General features: G+C 67.9%; 21 protein-coding genes and 1 pseudogene. 18 read left to right on the top strand and 4 right to left on the bottom strand.

The features are described 5' to 3' along the window. From rplR to rplQ, 13 genes are all read left to right on the top strand, one after another. Positions 1–384: a 50S ribosomal protein L18 gene (gene rplR / locus EDD31_RS09575; RefSeq protein ID WP_123303950.1), complete on the top strand. Its 384-nt coding sequence runs from the start codon at positions 1–3 to the stop codon at positions 382–384. Between the two features lie 31 nt (positions 385–415). Continuing rightward, complete coding sequence (rpsE, locus tag EDD31_RS09580; protein ID WP_123303951.1) at positions 416–1099, top strand: 30S ribosomal protein S5; 684 nt, start codon at positions 416–418, stop codon at positions 1097–1099. Then, positions 1099–1287, top strand: a complete 189-nt coding sequence (gene rpmD, locus EDD31_RS09585) for a 50S ribosomal protein L30 (protein ID WP_123303952.1) — start codon at positions 1099–1101, stop codon at positions 1285–1287. Before rpsE ends, rpmD begins: the two co-directional genes overlap by 1 nt. Continuing rightward, a complete protein-coding gene (rplO, locus tag EDD31_RS09590) occupies positions 1280–1765 on the top strand; it encodes a 50S ribosomal protein L15 (protein WP_123303953.1) in 486 nt (161 codons plus the stop codon). The genes rpmD and rplO overlap by 8 nt, the downstream gene beginning before the upstream one ends. Positions 1766–1939: 174 nt before the next feature. Next, entirely contained in the window at positions 1940–3226 is a 1287-nt protein-coding gene (gene secY / locus EDD31_RS09595) for a preprotein translocase subunit SecY (protein WP_123303954.1), read from the top strand. Next, entirely contained in the window at positions 3223–3798 is a 576-nt protein-coding gene (locus EDD31_RS09600) for an adenylate kinase (RefSeq protein ID WP_211336099.1), read from the top strand. The genes secY and EDD31_RS09600 overlap by 4 nt, the downstream gene beginning before the upstream one ends. Positions 3799–3853: 55 nt before the next feature. Then, positions 3854–4705: a type I methionyl aminopeptidase gene (gene map / locus EDD31_RS09605; protein ID WP_483964255.1), complete on the top strand. Its 852-nt coding sequence runs from the start codon at positions 3854–3856 to the stop codon at positions 4703–4705. A gap of 99 nt (positions 4706–4804) precedes the next feature. Beyond that, a complete protein-coding gene (gene infA / locus EDD31_RS09610; protein ID WP_123303955.1) occupies positions 4805–5026 on the top strand; it encodes a translation initiation factor IF-1 in 222 nt (73 codons plus the stop codon). 92 nt (positions 5027–5118) lie between these two features. After that, positions 5119–5232 (top strand): 50S ribosomal protein L36, encoded by a 114-nt coding sequence (gene rpmJ / locus EDD31_RS09615; RefSeq protein ID WP_123303956.1) that lies wholly within the window; start codon positions 5119–5121, stop codon positions 5230–5232. Between the two features lie 174 nt (positions 5233–5406). Further along, positions 5407–5784, top strand: coding sequence for a 30S ribosomal protein S13 (gene rpsM, locus EDD31_RS09620; protein WP_123303957.1), 378 nt, complete (start codon positions 5407–5409; stop codon positions 5782–5784). A 59-nt stretch (positions 5785–5843) separates the two neighbouring features. Continuing rightward, positions 5844–6251 carry a 30S ribosomal protein S11 gene (gene rpsK / locus EDD31_RS09625; RefSeq protein WP_123303958.1) on the top strand — a complete coding sequence of 136 codons (408 nt, stop codon included), beginning with the start codon at positions 5844–5846 and terminating at the stop codon, positions 6249–6251. 129 nt (positions 6252–6380) lie between these two features. After that, positions 6381–7403, top strand: coding sequence for a DNA-directed RNA polymerase subunit alpha (locus EDD31_RS09630; protein WP_123303959.1), 1023 nt, complete (start codon positions 6381–6383; stop codon positions 7401–7403). A gap of 33 nt (positions 7404–7436) precedes the next feature. Beyond that, complete coding sequence (gene rplQ / locus EDD31_RS09635; protein WP_123303960.1) at positions 7437–8030, top strand: 50S ribosomal protein L17; 594 nt, start codon at positions 7437–7439, stop codon at positions 8028–8030. A gap of 143 nt (positions 8031–8173) precedes the next feature. Here rplQ and EDD31_RS09640 read toward each other — a convergent pair whose 3' ends face one another. After that, positions 8174–8968 carry a TetR/AcrR family transcriptional regulator gene (locus EDD31_RS09640; RefSeq protein ID WP_123303961.1) on the bottom strand — a complete coding sequence of 265 codons (795 nt, stop codon included), beginning with the start codon at positions 8966–8968 and terminating at the stop codon, positions 8174–8176. Between the two features lie 78 nt (positions 8969–9046). On the opposite strand from EDD31_RS09640, the gene EDD31_RS09645 reads away from it, so the two are divergent. Next, positions 9047–10003 carry an ATP-binding cassette domain-containing protein gene (locus EDD31_RS09645; RefSeq protein WP_123303962.1) on the top strand — a complete coding sequence of 319 codons (957 nt, stop codon included), beginning with the start codon at positions 9047–9049 and terminating at the stop codon, positions 10001–10003. Further along, positions 10000–10857: an ABC transporter permease gene (locus EDD31_RS09650; protein WP_123303963.1), complete on the top strand. Its 858-nt coding sequence runs from the start codon at positions 10000–10002 to the stop codon at positions 10855–10857. The genes EDD31_RS09645 and EDD31_RS09650 overlap by 4 nt, the downstream gene beginning before the upstream one ends. A gap of 46 nt (positions 10858–10903) precedes the next feature. Here EDD31_RS09650 and EDD31_RS09655 read toward each other — a convergent pair whose 3' ends face one another. Further along, positions 10904–11875 carry an IS481 family transposase gene (locus EDD31_RS09655; protein ID WP_123305383.1) on the bottom strand — a complete coding sequence of 324 codons (972 nt, stop codon included), beginning with the start codon at positions 11873–11875 and terminating at the stop codon, positions 10904–10906. Between the two features lie 117 nt (positions 11876–11992). Here EDD31_RS09655 and EDD31_RS09660 point away from each other — a divergent pair, with 117 nt between their 5' ends. Next, on the top strand, positions 11993–12742 hold the full coding sequence (locus tag EDD31_RS09660; protein ID WP_123303964.1) for an alpha/beta fold hydrolase: 750 nt from the start codon (positions 11993–11995) through the stop codon (positions 12740–12742). A gap of 49 nt (positions 12743–12791) precedes the next feature. On the opposite strand, the gene EDD31_RS09665 is transcribed toward EDD31_RS09660, so the two are convergent. After that, a complete protein-coding gene (locus EDD31_RS09665; RefSeq protein WP_123303965.1) occupies positions 12792–13358 on the bottom strand; it encodes a GNAT family N-acetyltransferase in 567 nt (188 codons plus the stop codon). Positions 13359–13411: 53 nt separating this feature from the next. Beyond that, a pseudogene (locus EDD31_RS15140) lies at positions 13412–13498 on the bottom strand (ROK family protein); the annotation flags it as partial. Between the two features lie 562 nt (positions 13499–14060). Between EDD31_RS15140 and EDD31_RS09680 the strand changes: the two are divergent. Both EDD31_RS09680 and EDD31_RS09685 read left to right on the top strand, forming a co-directional pair. Then, complete coding sequence (locus EDD31_RS09680; protein ID WP_123303967.1) at positions 14061–16262, top strand: LuxR C-terminal-related transcriptional regulator; 2202 nt, start codon at positions 14061–14063, stop codon at positions 16260–16262. A 143-nt stretch (positions 16263–16405) separates the two neighbouring features. After that, positions 16406–17008: a hypothetical protein gene (locus tag EDD31_RS09685; protein WP_148058919.1), complete on the top strand. Its 603-nt coding sequence runs from the start codon at positions 16406–16408 to the stop codon at positions 17006–17008. The last annotated feature ends 89 nt before the right edge of the window (positions 17009–17097 follow it).

Raw genomic sequence — 17097 nt, forward strand, 5'->3', positions numbered from 1 at the left:
ATGGCCGTCTCCATTAAGCGCCGTGGCAACAGCCAGGGCAAGCAGATCGCGCGCAAGCGTCGCCACATTCGGGTGCGCAAGCGCATCAACGGATCCGCCGAGCGTCCGCGCCTGGTGGTCACCCGCTCCTCGCGCCACATGGTGGCCCAGCTCGTCGATGACGATGCTGGCCGCACGCTCGTCTCCGCCTCGACCCTCGAGGCCGACCTGCGCAGCGCCGAGGGCGACAAGACCGACAAGGCCCGCAAGGTGGGCGAACTCGTCGCCGAGCGCGCCAAGAGCGCCGGTATCGAGGCCGCCGTTTTCGACCGCGGCGGCAACAAGTACCACGGACGGGTCGCTGCTGTGGCAGAAGGCGCCCGCGAGGGCGGTCTGACCCTGTGACACGACACGTACGAGAGCAGAGGAACATCTGATGGCTGCACCGCAGCGAGGCAGGAGCGGGGAAGCCCCCAGCTCCGGCGACAATCGCGAGCGCCGCGAGGGCGGCCGCCAGGGTCGTCGCGACCAGGGCCGCCGCGGCGATGACCGCAACCAGTACATTGAGCGCGTCGTCACGATCAACCGCGTGTCCAAGGTTGTTCAGGGTGGCCGGCGCTTCTCCTTCACCGCGCTGGTCGTCGTGGGCGACGGCGCGGGAACCGTGGGCGTTGGCTACGGCAAGGCCAAGGAGGTGCCCGCGGCGATCGCCAAGGGCGTGGAGTCCGCGAAGAAGAACTTCTTCAAGGTGCCCCTCATTGCCCGCACCATTCCGCACATCGTGCAGGGTGAAGAGGCGGCCGGCGTGGTCTTCCTGCGCCCGGCATCTCCGGGTACCGGTGTGATCGCCGGCGGTCCGGTGCGCGCCGTACTGGAGTGCGCCGGTATCCACGACATCCTCAGCAAGTCGCTGGGATCGTCGAACGCGATCAACATCGTGCACGCCACGGTGGCCGCACTGAAGATGCTTGAGCCGCCCGAGGCCGTGGCCGCACGTCGTGGCCTGCCCCTGGAGCACGTGACGCCGGCTTCGCTGTTGCGCCAGCGCGCCGAGGGCGAAGCCAAGGAGCGCGAGAACACTGAGAACGAGGCCGGTCAGGCTGTCGGGACGGGTGCGTGATGGCTCAGTACAAGGTGACCCAGGTCAAGTCCACCATCGGTGGCAAGAAGAACCAGCGCGAGACGCTGCGTAGCTTGGGACTCAAGCGCATCGGCCAGTCCGTCGTGCGTGAGGACCGCCCGGAGTTGCGCGGCCAGATCATGACGGTTGCGCACCTCGTGACCGTCGAGGAGGTCGACAATGGCTGACTCCACCGAGAAGAAGGAGGAAGTGGGCCCCGCACTGCGGGTCCACCACCTCCGCCCGGCGCCCGGCGCCAAGAAGGCCAAGATCCGCGTGGGTCGTGGTGAAGGCGGTAAGCGCGGCAAGACTGCTGGTCGCGGCACCAAGGGCACCAAGGCACGTGGACAGGTTCCCGCAGCTTTCGAAGGTGGGCAGATGCCGCTGCACATGCGGCTGCCCAAGCTTCGTGGCTTCAAGAATCCGTTCCGCACCGAGTACCAGGTGGTCAACCTGGACAAGCTCGGCGCCCTGTTCCCCGAGGGCGGCACCGTCACCCGCGCGGACCTCGCCACCAAGGGAGCGGTGCGCTCCGGTGAGCCCGTGAAGGTGCTGGGCTCCGGCGAGATCGACGTCAAGCTTGACGTCACGGTGGACGCCTGGTCGGCGTCCGCCAAGCAGAAGATCGAGGCCGCCGGCGGATCCATCTCCGCCGTCGAGGCCTGAGTACAGGCACCACTCAGCACGCGGACGTCGGAGGCTCAGCCGCCGGCGTCCGCGTTGTTGTCTCTCCGCGACGTTGCGTTATACCCGGTACTGAACCGGCCAGGTGCTCCTATCGCGTAGGCTGACCGGCGGCTCTCCTATGGCCGCACGATCTATCGATTTGCAGGAGGAAGTGTGCTCGGCGCATTCGTCCAGGCGTTCCGCACGCCTGACCTGCGGCGCAAGCTGCTCTTTACGCTGGGCATCATGGCCCTGTTCCGGCTGGGGACCTACATTCCCGCTCCGGGGGTCTCCGCCGCGAACATCCGGGCGCGCACCGACTCCACGCCGGATCTGCTCGGCGTCGTCGACCTCTTCTCCGGTGGCGCGCTGCTGCAGCTGAGCATCTTCGCACTCGGGGTCATGCCCTACATCACCGCCAGCATCATCATGCAGCTCATGCGCGTGGTCATCCCGCGCCTGGCCGAGCTGCACAAGGAAGGACAGTCGGGGACTGCCAAGATCACGCAGTACACCCGCTACCTGACCCTGGGCCTCGCACTGCTGCAGGCCTCGGTCTTTGTCACGGTGGCCAACACCCAGCTCTTCCCGGGTAGCCCCGCAGTCATCCCCGATGACAGCTGGTACATCATGGCTATGGCGATTCTGTCCATGACCGCCGGAACCGCTCTGGTGATGTGGATGGGCGAGATGATCACCGAGCGCGGTGTCGGCAACGGCATGTCGCTGATGATCTTCACCTCGATCGCAGCATCGTTCCCGCCGGCCTTCGGCACCATTCTTGAGTCCGATGGGGGAGTGGGCCGCTTCGCTGCGGTGATCGGCCTGATCCTGCTCATCACGCTGCTCATCGTGTTCGTAGAGCAGTCCCAGCGCCGCATCCCGGTGCAGTACGCCAAGCGTATGGTGGGGCGCCGGATGTACGGCGGTTCCTCCACCTACATTCCGATCAAGATCAACATGGCGAACGTGATCCCGGTGATCTTCGCGTCCTCACTGCTGATGCTCCCGAACCTGGCAGCTCAGTTCGGAGATGCGGAGGAGCCCTGGGTCCAATGGCTCAGCTCGAACTTCGCCTCGCCGGATGACCCGCTGTATCTGGCGCTGTTCGCGTTCCTGATTCTCTTCTTCACGTTCTTCTACGTCTCGATCACCTTCAATCCCGATGACGTCGCCGACAACATGAAGCGTTACGGCGGATTCATCCCGGGCATTCGCGCCGGCCGGCCCACGGCGGATTACCTGCAGTTCGTCAGTAGCCGGATCACCACCGTGGGTGCGATCTACCTGACCCTGGTGGCGCTGATCCCGACCGTGGTCTTCGCCCAGATGGGCATCGATCAGGGGATGATGGTCTTCGGCGGCACCTCGGTGCTGATCGTCGTGGGCGTCGGTCTGCAGACCGTCAAGGAGATCGACTCCCAGCTCCAGCAGCGTCACTACGAAGGATTCCTCGGATGAGCGCACGCTTGATCATCATGGGCCCCCAGGGGGCGGGTAAGGGCACCCAGGCGGCCCGCCTGGCCGACCGCCTCGGTGTCCCCACCATCTCCACCGGCGACATGTTCCGGTCGCACCTCGCCGAACGTTCCGAGCTCGGCCAGCGCGCACAGCGCTACATGGATGCCGGTGAGCTGGTACCCGACGAGATCACCGATGCCATGGTGCGCGAGCGTCTGGCGCAGCCGGACGCCGCGGAGGGTTTCATCCTCGACGGCTACCCGCGCAACGCCGCTCAGGCGCAGGTGCTCGAGAGCATCCTCGCGGAGTCCGGCATCGCCCTGAATGCGGCGATCGAACTCACCGCGGACACCGATGAGGTCGTCGAGCGCCTGCTCAAGCGGGCCGAGGAACAAGGCCGTGCCGATGACACCGAGCCGGTGATCCGCCGTCGCCTGGCCGTCTACGCCGAGCAGACCGCGCCCCTGGCCGCTCTCTACGCCGAGAAGGACCTGCTCGTCCAGGTCGACGGCGTCGGGGAGATGGATGAGGTCACCGAGCGACTGCTCGCCGCGCTCGAGCCCAAGCTCTGAGCCGAGCGACACCCCGCTGCGCCGTCTCGGCGGCGCATGCTGAGCTGGAGCAACCATGATCCTCGGACGCGAACGACTCGAACTGCAGGGCCCGGCGCAGTTGCGCCTGATGCACCGGGCCGGCGGCGTGGTCGCCGACATGCACACCGCCCTGCGGGAGGCCATCGGCCCCGGTGTGCGGACCTCCGAACTCGACCAGATGGCCCGTGGGGTGCTGGAGGAGGCTGGGGCGACGTCGAACTTCCTCGGCTACCACGGCTTCCCGGCCACCATCTGCGTCTCGGTCAACGAAGAGATCGTGCACGGCATCCCCGGCGATCGGGTACTCGAGCCGGGCGACTTGGTCTCCGTCGATTGCGGGGCCGTCGTCGAGGGCCGCCATGGCGATGCCGCCTTCTCCGTGCTGGTCGAGGGCGGCGATGACGCGCAGCGCGCCCAGGACCAGTTGCTGATCGACGCCACCGAGGCGGCCCTGTGGGCAGGCATCGCCGCCTTCGCCACCGCTGACCGGGTGGGGGAGATCGGCTTCGCCATCGAGCATCTGCTGGCGGAGCGTGAGGAAGACCCCCACCACCCCAGCTTCGGCATCGTGCGTGAGTACACCGGGCACGGGATCGGCTCCGCCATGCACCTGCCCCCGGACGTGGTGAACTTCGCCAGCCGAGATCGCACGCCCCGTGTGCGCCCAGGCCTGTGCCTGGCCATCGAGCCGATGCTGACCGCCGGTACCGAGGACACCGCGGTGCTCGGCGACGACTGGACGGTGGTCACCGCTGACGGTTCGCGTGCAGCGCACGTGGAGCACTCTGTGGCGCGCCATGACGGCGGCATCTGGGTGTTGACGGCCCATGACGGTGGTGCGGCAGGCTTGGCCGCATACGGCATTGCGCCCGTCCCGGTGGTCTAGCGGCCCGGTGACGGCCATCACCGGAGCATCGGCTTTCGCGCAGCGCCGGTGTGGCCTAAGCTAGACCGTTGGATCGGAACCGACTACTGAGCGGGAGTAATGGCGAAGAAGGACGGCGTCATCGAGATCGAAGGCACCGTGACCGAGGCTCTGCCGAACGCGATGTTCCGCGTGGAGCTGACCAATGGTCACCAGGTGCTTGCCCACATCTCGGGCAAGATGCGACAGCACTACATCCGGATCCTCCCCGAGGACCGTGTGGTGGTGGAGCTGAGCCCCTACGACCTCACTCGCGGTCGGATCGTCTACCGCTACAAGTAATCCCGCCGGGCAGGCCACGAACCTGTTCGGCACCACGAGCGCACACAGCGAGACGCCGCCGCCCGCTAGGGCTACGCGGCGGCGGAGGAATCATGAAGGTCAAGCCGAGCGTCAAGAAGATCTGCGACAACTGCAAGGTGATCCGCCGTCACGGTCGCGTGATGGTGATCTGCTCGAACCTGCGCCACAAGCAGCGCCAGGGCTGAGCTCAGTTCCGTACTGATCTCGCACAACTGAACCGGCCGGCCCTCGGGCCGGCCACTCGTACCGCCAGCGGTACCTCATGAACCTGAGGTGCCGCCACCCCCGGATCGAAGGCCGGGGCCCGCATGAGCGGGAGGACGGTGCGGAGGACCTTCGACCCATCCACAGGAGTGAACGTGGCACGTATTTCCGGAGTCGACATCCCGCGCGAGAAGCGCTTGGAGATCGCACTCACGTACATCTATGGCGTCGGCAGCACGCGCGCCAAGGAGGCCCTCGCGGCCACCGGCGTGGACCCGAACACCCGCGTCAAGGACGCCGCCGAGGAAGACCTCGTCAAGCTGCGCGACTACATCGACACCAACCTGCGCGTCGAGGGTGACCTGCGCCGCGAGGTCGCCGCCGACATCCGCCGCAAGGTCGAGATCGGTAGCTATCAGGGCCTGCGCCACCGTCGCGGCCTCCCGGTGCACGGACAGCGCACCAAGACCAACGCGCGTACCCGCAAGGGCCCCAAGCGCACCGTGGCCGGCAAGAAGAAGGCCACCAAGTAATAGCAGCCGGCGCGCGGCACCATGCCGCGCACGGTCCGACGACCTAGGAGTACACGGCAATGCCCCCCAAGACTCGCGCCGCTTCAGCGGCTCGCCGCCCCCGCCGCAAGGAACGCAAGAACGTTTCGCACGGCCACGCCTACATCAAGTCGACCTTCAACAACACCATCATCTCGATCACCGACCCCTCGGGTGCGGTGCTCTCCTGGGCCTCCTCCGGCCAGGTGGGTTTCAAGGGTTCGCGGAAGTCCACGCCCTTTGCTGCCCAGCTCGCTGCCGAGGCTGCGGCACGCCGCGCTCAGGAGCACGGGATGAAGAAGGTCGAGGTCTTCGTCAAGGGTCCCGGCTCCGGCCGCGAGACCGCGATCCGCTCCCTTCAGGCCGCCGGCCTCGAGGTCGGTTCGATCCAGGACGTCACGCCCCAGGCCCACAACGGCTGCCGTCCCCCGAAGCGCCGCCGCGTCTGACGGCTCTGGTGCTGCGCGAGGGCCCGTCCCCGCGCAGCACCACTTCCTCGCCGGCCGCATGGCGCGGCGAGGGCTCTATCCCGATCACGGCTGTCATATAGCGGGCAGCCGACGGAAAGGACACCGCACGTGCTTATCGCTCAGCGCCCCGCCCTGACTGAAGAGGTCATCTCCGATGCGCGCTCCCGGTTCACTCTTGAACCGCTGGAGCCCGGCTTCGGTTACACCCTCGGTAACTCCCTGCGCCGCACCCTGCTTTCCTCCATCCCCGGTGCTGCCGTCACCTCCATCCGCATCGACGGAGTGCTCCACGAGTTCTCCACCATCGAGGGCGTGAAGGAAGACGTCACCGAGCTCATCCTGAACATCAAGAACATCGTCGTCTCCTCGGAGAACGACGAGCCCGTCGTGATGTACCTGCGCAAGCAGGGCCCCGGCACCGTCACCGCTGCGGACATCGCGCCCCCCACCGGTGTCGAGCTGCACAACCCCGACCTGCACCTGGCCACTCTGAACGACAAGGGCAAGCTCGAGGTCGAGCTGACCGTCGAGCGCGGCCGTGGCTACGTGTCGGCTGTGCAGAACAAGTCCGAGGACGCCGAGATCGGACGCATCCCGGTCGACTCGATCTACTCCCCGGTGCTGAAGGTGAGCTACAAGGTCGAGGCCACTCGTGTGGAGCAGCGCACCGACTTCGACAAGCTCATCGTCGACGTCGAGACCAAGTCCGCCATCAGCCCGCGCGACGCGCTGGCTTCTGCCGGCAAGACCCTCGTGGAGCTCTTCGGCCTGGCCCGTGAGCTCAACGTCGAGGCAGAGGGTATCGAGATCGGCCCCTCGCCCACCGACGCCGCGCTTGCGCAGGATCTCGCACTGCCCATCGAGGAGCTGGGGCTGCTCTCGCGCTCGTACAACTGCCTCAAGCGTGAAGGCATTCACTCCGTGGGTGAGCTCACCGCTCGTTCCGAGGCCGACCTGCTGGACATCCGCAACTTCGGTGCGAAGTCCATCGGTGAGATCAAGGAGAAGCTCGCCGGTATCGGTCTGAGCCTCAAGGACAGCCCGGCCGACTTCGACCTCAGCGCCGCCGCCGGCGAGGAGATCGACGATGAGGCCTACGGCGACATTCAGTTCAGCGACGACCGCGGCTGACCCGCAGCTTCGTCAGAGATATCAGGAGAGATCATGCCCACCCCCGCTAAGGGCCCCCGTCTGGGCGGCAGCCCGGCGCACGAGCGCCTGATGCTGGCCAACCTGGCCACGTCACTGTTCGAGCACAAGCAGATCACCACCACCGAGCACCGCGCCAAGCGTCTGCAGCCTGTGGCGGAGAAGCTGATCACCCAGGCGAAGCGCGGCGACCTCGCCGCACGCCGCAAGGTGCTCAGGTCCATCCGCAGCAAGGACGTCGTCGCCGAGCTCTTCGAAGAGACTGCGCCGAAGTTCGCTGAGCGCAACGGTGGATACACCCGCATCACCAAGGTTGCTCCCCGTAAGGGCGACAACGCCCCCATGGCCGTCATCGAGCTGGTGCTCGAGCCGGTGAGCCCCAAGCAGGCCACCGTGCGCGAGGCAGAGAAGGCCACCGAGCGCGCCGCTGAGCCGGAGGAGACCACGGTCGAGGAGACCACGGAGGACGCCGCAGCTCCCGGTGACCAGGGCTCCGAGACCGAGTCGGTCGAGGCGTCCGAGACGGTCGAGGCGCAGCAGGACGCTGCCGCCGAGTCCGCGGCTGCGGCCGATGACCGAGCGGAAGAGGCTCAGGCCGACAAGGCCTGATCTATCGCCGCCGAGTACCACAGCGTCGCCAGCGGGAATCCCCCCCCGCATCGCACAGGCCCGTGCCGTCACACGACGGTGCGGGCCTGTGGCGTGTCCGGGGGCGGGGCGCGCGGGGGAGCGGGGCGGCAGTGCTGCCGTCGTCACTCGGGGCGACCAGGGGCCCGGCGATCGATCTCCCTTTCGATGCCATCCAGCAGCATCGTGAGGCCGAACTCGAAGGTCTCCTCCCAGCCGGCGTCGTAGCTGTCTTCGTCCATGGCGGCCATGGCGGGATAGTCGCCCGAGGCCATGGCTCGCTCGAGGTGGGGGAGCTGAGCTTCCCAGAACTTCTGGTCGGAGACTCCGGACGCACCCACCGCGGCCTCGTACTGGATCTCCTGGCGTACAGTTCCCACCACGTAGCCGTCGATGATCGAGACCAGCATCATCTTTTCCCGGTCGCTCATCTCCAGGTTCTGCAGACCTGCCACGACCAACTCCATGGAGGAGACGCTCCCAGGCCCCAGCACCGGCCGGATCCAGTTGATCTGCATGACCCAGGGGTGGCGCAGGTAGAGCGCGCGGGACTCGCGCGCCTCAATCTCCAGCACCTCGCGCCAATGGCGGCCAGCGTTGCTCAGCTTGGCCTCGGAGGGGGCGGTGACGCGGTCCAGCATCAGGTCGTGAAGCACGCTCTTGTCGGGTACGTAGCGGTAGAGCGACATGGTCCCCACACCGAGCTCACGTGCGAGGCGACGCATCGAGACCGCCTCCAATCCTTCGGTGCTCGCCAAGTCGATGGCCTGCTCAGCGATCTGATCGAGGGTCAGAGTCCGGCGTGGCCCGCGGCGCGTGTCAGGGAGTCCACGCCAGAGCAGTTCGAGGCTCTGGTCGAGAAAGGGCAACCCGCTCTCGGATTCCGGTGTCCCCTGAGTTTCGGGTGGTTCCTGTGGCATCTCCACCAGCCTACTTGCCTATTGCGTACGGCGTGCGCTAGGTTGCTGCGTGCAGCGTACTCAGTATAGGAGGAGCCCGTGGCAGCACTTGAGCTCGCGGTCGAAGCGAGCAGCCTGACCAAGCAGTACAAAGACACCCTCGCCCTGAATGGCGTCGACCTCTCCGTGCCCCGGGGCAGCGTGCACGGGCTGCTCGGACCGAATGGGGCCGGGAAGACCACTGCCGTCCGGATCCTGACCACCCTGACTCGTCCCGACGGTGGCACCGCGCGGGTCGCCGGGTACGACGTCGTCACCCAAGCCCGCCAGGTCCGCCGCACCATCGGGCTGACGGGGCAACAGACGGCCGTGGACGACCTGCTCTCAGCGCGGCAGAATCTCACGATGTTCGGCCGGCTCTTCCGGCTCGACAAGGCCACCGCCCGCCGCCGGGCCGACGAGCTCCTGGAGATCTTCAGCCTCAGCGATGCGGCCGACCGCACACCGAAGAAGTTCTCCGGTGGGATGCGGCGCCGCCTCGATCTGGCAGCCAGCATGATCCTCGCCCCCCAGGTGCTCTTCCTCGATGAGCCCACCACGGGCCTGGATCCGGCCGGCCGCCGCGAGGTTTGGCAGACGGTTCGTGATCTCGCCGCGCAGGGCACCACGGTGCTGCTCACCACTCATTACCTGGACGAGGCCGATCAGCTGTGCGATCGGATCAGCGTGATCAATCACGGCAAGAACTTCATCGAGGACACCCCCAGCGGGCTGAAGCGAAGGATCGGTGATGAGCGTTTGGAGGTCACGGTCGCCGACGCACAGAGCCTGACGGAGGTATCCGACCTCGTCCGCCGGGTGACCGGTGCCGCGGCGAGCGTCGACGAGCCGGCGGCAACTGTCACCGCCCCCGTGCCCGACGGCGTCGCAGCGCTGACCTCGGTGGCCGCCGAGCTCCGCACGCGAGATCTGGTGGTGGCCGACATCGGTTTGCGCCGACCCACGCTCGACGAGGCCTTCCTGCACCTGACCAGCGATACGGAGGTTGCCCGATGACCGCCACAACCAGCTCCGCGCTCGAGGGGATTGCGGACACACCTGGCTCCCGCATGATCTGGGCGCTGCGAGACTGCCGCACGATCGTGCTGCAGGAGTTCACACACATTTATCGCCAACCGGGCACCTTTGCCTGGCAGCTCGGCATGCCGGTGGTGATGGTGCTGATGTTCGTCTACGTTTTCGGCTCGGCCATGGACGTCACCGGTCAGGGCGCCGGTGAGGGCTACGTCGACTACGCCATGCCCGGCATGTTCGCCATGACGATGGCCTTCGGCTTCATGAACACCGCCTTCGAGGTGGTGTTGAAGAAGGAGAAAGGCTTCATGGACCGCTTCCGTTCCATGCCGATGGCCTCCTCGGCGGTGGTCACCGGCCGTGGCGTGGCCGATGTGATCCACGCGGCCGTCGACCTGGCGATCATCGCCGGGCTCGCCCTGGCCATCGGCTGGAGATCCGGCGGTGGCCTCATGGAGACCCTGGCCGCCTTCGGCTTGTTGCTGTGGCTGCGCCTCGCGCTGATTTTCGTCGGCATCTACCTCGGGCTGCTGATCAGGACCACGGAGGTGGCCGGTTCGCTCTTCGCCGTGGCCTTCCCGCTGGGCTTCATCTCCTCGGTGTTCGCCCCGCCGGAAATGATGCCGGGGTGGCTCGGTGCCGTGGCGGCCTGGAACCCGGTCTCCTCCACTGCCAATGCGATCCGCGAACTCTTCGCCACTCCCGGTGCCGGCCTGGGCGAGCCCAGCTACTGGATTGATGGTCACCCCATCGCCGGCGCACTCATCTGGCCACTGGTGATCATGGCAGTCTTCGTGCCGCTGGCAGTCCGGCAGTTCCAGAACCTCAGCCGTTGACCCCTGCCTGGCGGCACCACGACTGCCCTCTAGGTGTACCCGGTCATCACGTTGGTGACAGGCGGCTGATCGGGGGCTTGCCTCCGAGTGAGCTATGGCGGCGTTCAGTGTTGTAGTGCTCGAGCCAGGGTGCAAGGGCGGCGGATCGGGAGGTGCTGGTGGTGAAGTTCTGCCGGTAGGCCCACTCGGTGGCGAGGGTGCGGTTGAGTCGTTCTACCTTCCCGTTCTGCCAGGGGCAGTGAGGCTTGATGAACTTCTGCGTGGCTCCTAGCTCGGCGCAGGCCTGCTTGACGTCGTTGGAGTGCCGGTAGGCGAACGCGTTGTCCGTCATGACGCGCTCGATCCTGGTGATGCCCTTTGCGGCGAAGTAGGCCGCAGCCCGTCTGAGGAATCCGGCGCAGGTGGCGCCCTTCTCGTCGGGCAGGATCTCGCAGTAGGCCAGCCGGGAGTGATCGTCCACCAGTGAGTGGACGTAGTCGTAGCCGATCTTGCCGCGTCTCATCTTCGCCGCCTGGGTCGCGGCGCGGCCGTTGGCGCGCCAGCCGCCGCCGTCGGGGATCCTGCCGAGCTTCTTGACGTCCATGTGGACCAGCTCGCCGGGGCGCTGGCGCTCGTAGCGGGTTGCGGTGTGTTTCGAGGAGCGGATCACCTCGCCGGTCATGGGGTCGCACTCACGCAGGTAGGGCACGCGGTGGCGGCGCAGGATGCGTGACACCGTCCGTGGCGCGACGCCGACTTTGGGGCTCAGCACGTCAGGGCCCTGGCGATGCTCGGCCCGAGCGGTGAGCACCGTCTGCTCGACCTCTTGCGGCGTCTTGGTCGGCATCGTGTGCGGCCGCGAGGAGCGGGTCTGAAGCCCTGGCTCGCCCTCGGTGGCGTACCGGTCGATCCAGGTCTTGACGCATTTGCGTGAGACGCCCATGGCGGCGGCGATGTGGGCTTGCTTCCAGCCGGCCTGGTAGCGCTGGACGATCAGCAGGCGGCCGTGGACGGTGAGACGGGCACTACGGTGGGACACGAGAACCTCTGGGTTGGAGTGGGCCTTCGACAAGCCACATCCCACCCGGAGGTTCTCCATCGTTCAAACCACCACGCTGCTACCAACCTCATGACCGGGTACACCTAGACTGCGGGGGTGCGCCCAGCGGTCGTTCTCGTTCACGGAATCCGGATCTCTGCGACGCAGTGGGCGCCCCAGCGTGAGGTCTTGCGCCGGGCGGGCATTCCGCACCGTGCGCCGGACCTTCCCGGCCACGGCAGAAGGCGCGGGGAGCCCTTCACGATCGCCGCTGCCCGCCAGGCCATCGAGGACGCCGTGTCCGCATTGCGCGCAGAACACCCGGGTGCGCCCATCGCCGTCGTCGGGATGTCGATGGGCGGCTACCTCACCCTGAACTGGGCCGCCTGGACCGAGTATCCACCCGCTGCGGTGCTGGCGGCCGGGTGCGGTACGCAACCTCAGGGCTCCGGCCTCGAGCTCTACCGCAGGGTCGCACGCGTCCTGTCCCGGCGGCGCAGCGGCGGTGAGGCCGTCTCGAATGCCATGGCGAGGGTGTTCCTCCCGAGATCCGGTCAGGAGGCACTTCTCCAGGGCGGTGTGGCGGTGGAGGTGATGGAGCCGGCGCTCGAGCAGATGGGCACCGTGGACACTCACGCCGACGTCGCGAGCATCGACGTGCCCATCTGGTTCGTGAACGGCCGCTGGGACCACTTCCGGATCCACGAGCGCCGCTTCCTCCTCGCCGCGCACGACGGGCATCTCGTCATCGTGCCGGGCGCTCACCACCTGGTCTCGCTGGTGCGACCGGTGGCCTTCAGCCGGATCATGCTGCGCTTCCTCGACGAGGTCGAGCGCCAGGATGCGTCTGGCGGCCGGGGATCTTGAGACGTCGGCCGCCCCGTGCGCGCCGGGAGACCGAGGCGAAGCCCCCAGCTCAGGCGAGCCGGCGCACGTACCTCCGGCAGACGTAGACCCTCCGGTAGCGACGCCGGAGCTCGGCTTCCTGATCCAGGTTGGCGTGGGCGAAGGCCCGCACGGGAGCGCTGAGGCCCGCCGGTGAGGTGAAGCCCGCGGAATCGTCGTCGTGCTCCTTGTGCACGTGCAGATAGTGCTGCTCCGCCGTGAACCCCTGCGTCGCGTACCACCGGTTGCTCGCGACGTCCTCGCGGGTCCAGGCATCGATGGCGGTGACCTGGTGCGCCTCGAGGTGACCGAGGGCGCGGGCAAGCAGTGCGGTGGCGATGCCACGGCCGTGATGGTCGGGATGGACCGCGACCGTGTCGATCGTGGCCAACTCGCCCTCGATCTCGACGTCGAGAATCCCGAGCACCTCACCGGCGCGCACCGCCACCAGCGCGATGGCCGGCTCAACCAGGTCCTGCCGGCTCGGGCGGACGTCGTCGTAGTACTGGGTGCCGAGGAAGGCCAGCGCCCGGCACCGCAGCCAGCTCGGCTCATCCTCGGTGGTGTAGGTGCGCAGCGTGACCTCGGGGATGCTCATCGCTGCAGCTTCGCCGGTGCGTGCGCAGTGCGACAAGACTTTTTCGGCCGGCGTTACTCCCGCAGATCCCAGGCGCGCACGCCACCGGTGATGCCGGCTGAGTTGGGCACCACGACGACGTCATCTCCGAGGCGCTGGAGCACCTGGTCTCGCTGGTGCGACCGGTGGCCTTCGGCCGGATCATGCTGCGCTTCCTGGACGAGGTTGAGCGCCTGGCGCCCCCGCGCGCCGCGGCGTCCTGACACGCCGGCAAGTCCGTGCGCTCTGCTGGTCGGCGAGACCTGACAATGCATGAGGAGGGTAAGGTGATGGCCACGTCATGGCCGACGTGGAGGCCACTCACACAGGCTTCTCCAGGCCACGTACGAGATGCGACGCTCCGTTGATCTCCGGAGAGCACCGATGACCTCCAGGTCCGAACCCCTCGTTATGCCCCCCGCTGTGCCCGTGACCTCAGTGCGCGCTGGTCGGCGTCAGATAGAGGATCTCCTCCATCCGTTGCTCGAAGAAGGTGGCCCGCCTCGAGCCGTTGTGCTTCTGGCCGAACCGGGCCATGGCGCACGGAGCATAGCGACTGTGCGCGTACCCGCTGTACTCCCGGGCGCCCGCCTGGTGAGGGGGGCCTGGCATCCGAGCGCTGCAGTCCAGGTGGCTGGCGGACCCGAGGATCTGCCCGGTCACCCGCCGCCGGCGGGGAGGCCTTTGACAGCGCTGGTCGTGGCTTGCCGGCGCCTGGACGAGCTTCCGGTCTGGCTGCGCTCCAGTGGACGTCTGCGGATGGAGGTCTTGGCGGTGGGTGCCCTGTCCCTGGCCGAGCTCCACGATTTCTGCGCCGCCCGCCTCGGCGGCCCGATCGACCTGTCCGCCGCGCATCAGTTCGGGAGCGCCGCTGGTTTCGTCCCAGGCACGCTCGCCTGGTTGCTCGACGAGGCACGGCGGGCCGGGGCACTGGCGTTGGTCGGTACCTCCTGGCGGCTCGTGTCCCCGCTCGAGGATGTCGTCAGAGGCCGGGCGCGCGCCTTCCTCTCCGGCATCGATCCAGCCACGGCAGGCACGCTCCACCGTCTCGCCCTGACGGAGCCCTCCCCACCCCAGGCCTTCGCAGCCGGGGAGCAGAAAGTACTGGACTGGTTGCTCGAGACCGCCATGGCCCGCCGACGGGAGGACGGCCGTTTCGCCTTCCGCGCCCCCGCCCTCGCGGCTGCTCTGCGTGCGCTGGCCCCGGAGGAGCTGACCGCCCAGACCCATCGCGCTGCACTTGCCGCAGGTCGGGCAACGCCACCGGCCGTCTGCTGGGCGCTGCGTCACGGTGAGGAGCTTCCCGATCATGTGGTGGACGCCGCCGTGACGGGTGCGCTCGAGGCCCACCAGTGGGCCACGGTCGTCGAGCTCATCGAGCATGCGCTCGCCACTGTCCCCGAGCCGTGCCGCGCGGTCAGCCTTCATCTCCGTGCGGTTCTCGCCTGGCGCTTCCTTTCCGATACTGAGGAGGCGCAGGCCCACCTCCACGCGGCGGCAGCGCTGACCTCCGGGCTCGCGCCCGCTGATGCGGAGTGGGCGTCCGTGCAAGTGGCCATCGCCCGCGCGGAGCTGCTGCATGCTCAACACAGCGATCCCGACGCCGCGCTGGATGTCCTCGAGGAGGCCGCGGCCGGACACCTGAGCCCAGCGTCGCGTGCCGAACTGGTGGCGCACCGGATCTTGAACCTGACCTTCGCAGGGCGGCACGCGCACGCCACGGCAGTCCTGGACGAGGTCCGAGACGAGCTGCAGTCCATGCCGCGAGGGCTTCGCCTCCGTCTGCGGATCGCCGAATCCCATCACCTCGTCGCGGCCGGCCGCCCATTGCAGGCTCTCAGGGGCATGGCGCGCGCCGGCGCGTTCGCGAAGATCTTGAGACACGACGACCCCTGGGCCGACGAAGAGTTGCGCAGTACCTACGTGGCGTGCGCGTGGGCCAGTGATGGCCCCGCCGCGCATCCGCAGCTCATGCGCTACCTCGACCAAGCTGCGGACGGCGAGGCGCGCCCGGACAGCGTGATCTTCCATCTCATCCGAGCTACAGCCGCTGTGCACGAGGGGAGGATCGCGGAAGCGCACCAAATTGCGGAGATGGCAGAAACGGCAGCCCGCGACGCTGACGCCACGGGCATGGCGCGAGCGCTTCTCGCTCTCCTAGCACAGACCTCCGCGCTGCTCGGGCGCCGTGGGGCGAGTAGCGAGCATTTCGCCCGCGCCATCACCGTGCCGGTGCGTTCCAGCGCTGTCGTCGAGGGTGCCGTCCAGGCTCACCTGGCGGCGGCGCGTCTGCTGACCGGAAACGACTCTCGCGCCACCCTCCTGATGGAGACTGCACGCGAGTTCACCCGCCAGGGGCACGCGGGCCTCGCGGCCGAGGTGCTCCACTCAGGCGTCCGCTTTGGCCGGCGCCGCGCGGCAGCGGCGTTGCTGAAGATCGGTCCGGGCTTGGACGGCACCCTGCACGGACTGCGCACCGCGCACGCGCAGGCGGTACTGGACAGCGACGGCCTCGGCCTCCTCGAGGTTGCCAGCGGTTTTGAGTCGGCAGGCCTGCGACTGCTCGCCCTGGAGAGCTGGGCCCTGGCGGCGCACCTCGAGGAGGCGCCCGACGCCGTTCGCCGTCGCGCTCACCTCGAGGTGCAGCGTGAGGTCAGCGCGCTGGACCTGAGCACTCATCCGTTGCTCAGACCGCTCATGGCGTCCTCGCTGTCCGGGACACTGACCAGGCGGGAACAGGAGATCGCCACCCTCATCGCCTCGGGCTTGTCCAACGAGGACATCGCCTTGCGCCTCGGGCTCTCCCGGCGCACGGTAGAGGGCCACATCGGCCGGCTCTACCGCAAGAACGGACTCACCCGCCGCGCCCCGGCGCGTCGCCGCTGAGGGACCTCAGCGCGCTCCGTTCACCGGCGGAAAATCAGGTGTGTAGCACGCTGTTGGCCGTGCGGGCGCGGCTTCTAGATTCGCTGGCAGGGCCGGGTTTCGTGGCCCACTTCTCCCGTGTGCGACAGACAGGATCCCGAAACATGCCCGCTCACATCCAGGAATTAGAGCCCCCTGTGCACGGCTCGCCACGCCGCCGTCGTGCGGTCGTCGCCATCGCGATCCCGGCGGCCGCAGCTGCTGTCGTGTGGGGCGGTCTTGGTGCGACCAGCGCGTTCTTCACCTCCGAAGCCACGGTCACGGGCCAGACCGTGGGCGCGGCAACCGTCCAGATCGCGGCCGGTGTCAGCGAGGCCTCCTCGCCGATCGAGGTCACCGACCTGCTCCCCGGTGACAACGCAGCGGCGAGTATCGACATCGACAACACCGGCACCGCCGCCGTCTACTACTCGATCGCACTGCCACTCACCGGCGCCGGCTCCGATCTCGACGACAGTCTGGACGTCACCGTCACAGTTGGCTCCGTCACGGAGACGAGGTCGCTGTCGGCCTGGCAGGGTGGCCTCCTCCAGATCGGTGAGCCCCTGGACGCCGAGGACACTGCCACCGCGGACCTCACCATTTCGCTGCCCGAGACGGCCGGCAACGCCTTGCAGGGCGCGTCGACGGAGTTCTCGGCGGAGATCGTCGCGATCCAGGAACGCAACACGCCGGCCCCGACTGCCGGCTGGACCAGCGATGACTGACGTGCGAGCCAGGCGGAACCGAGGCGACGCATGACACCGGAGGTGTGCACGGTCACGATAGGCGGGTCTCCGTGGCCAGAGGCCCTCCC

The sequence above is a fragment of the Bogoriella caseilytica genome (assembly GCF_003752405.1).
Taxonomy (GTDB): domain Bacteria; phylum Actinomycetota; class Actinomycetes; order Actinomycetales; family Actinomycetaceae; genus Allobogoriella; species Allobogoriella caseilytica.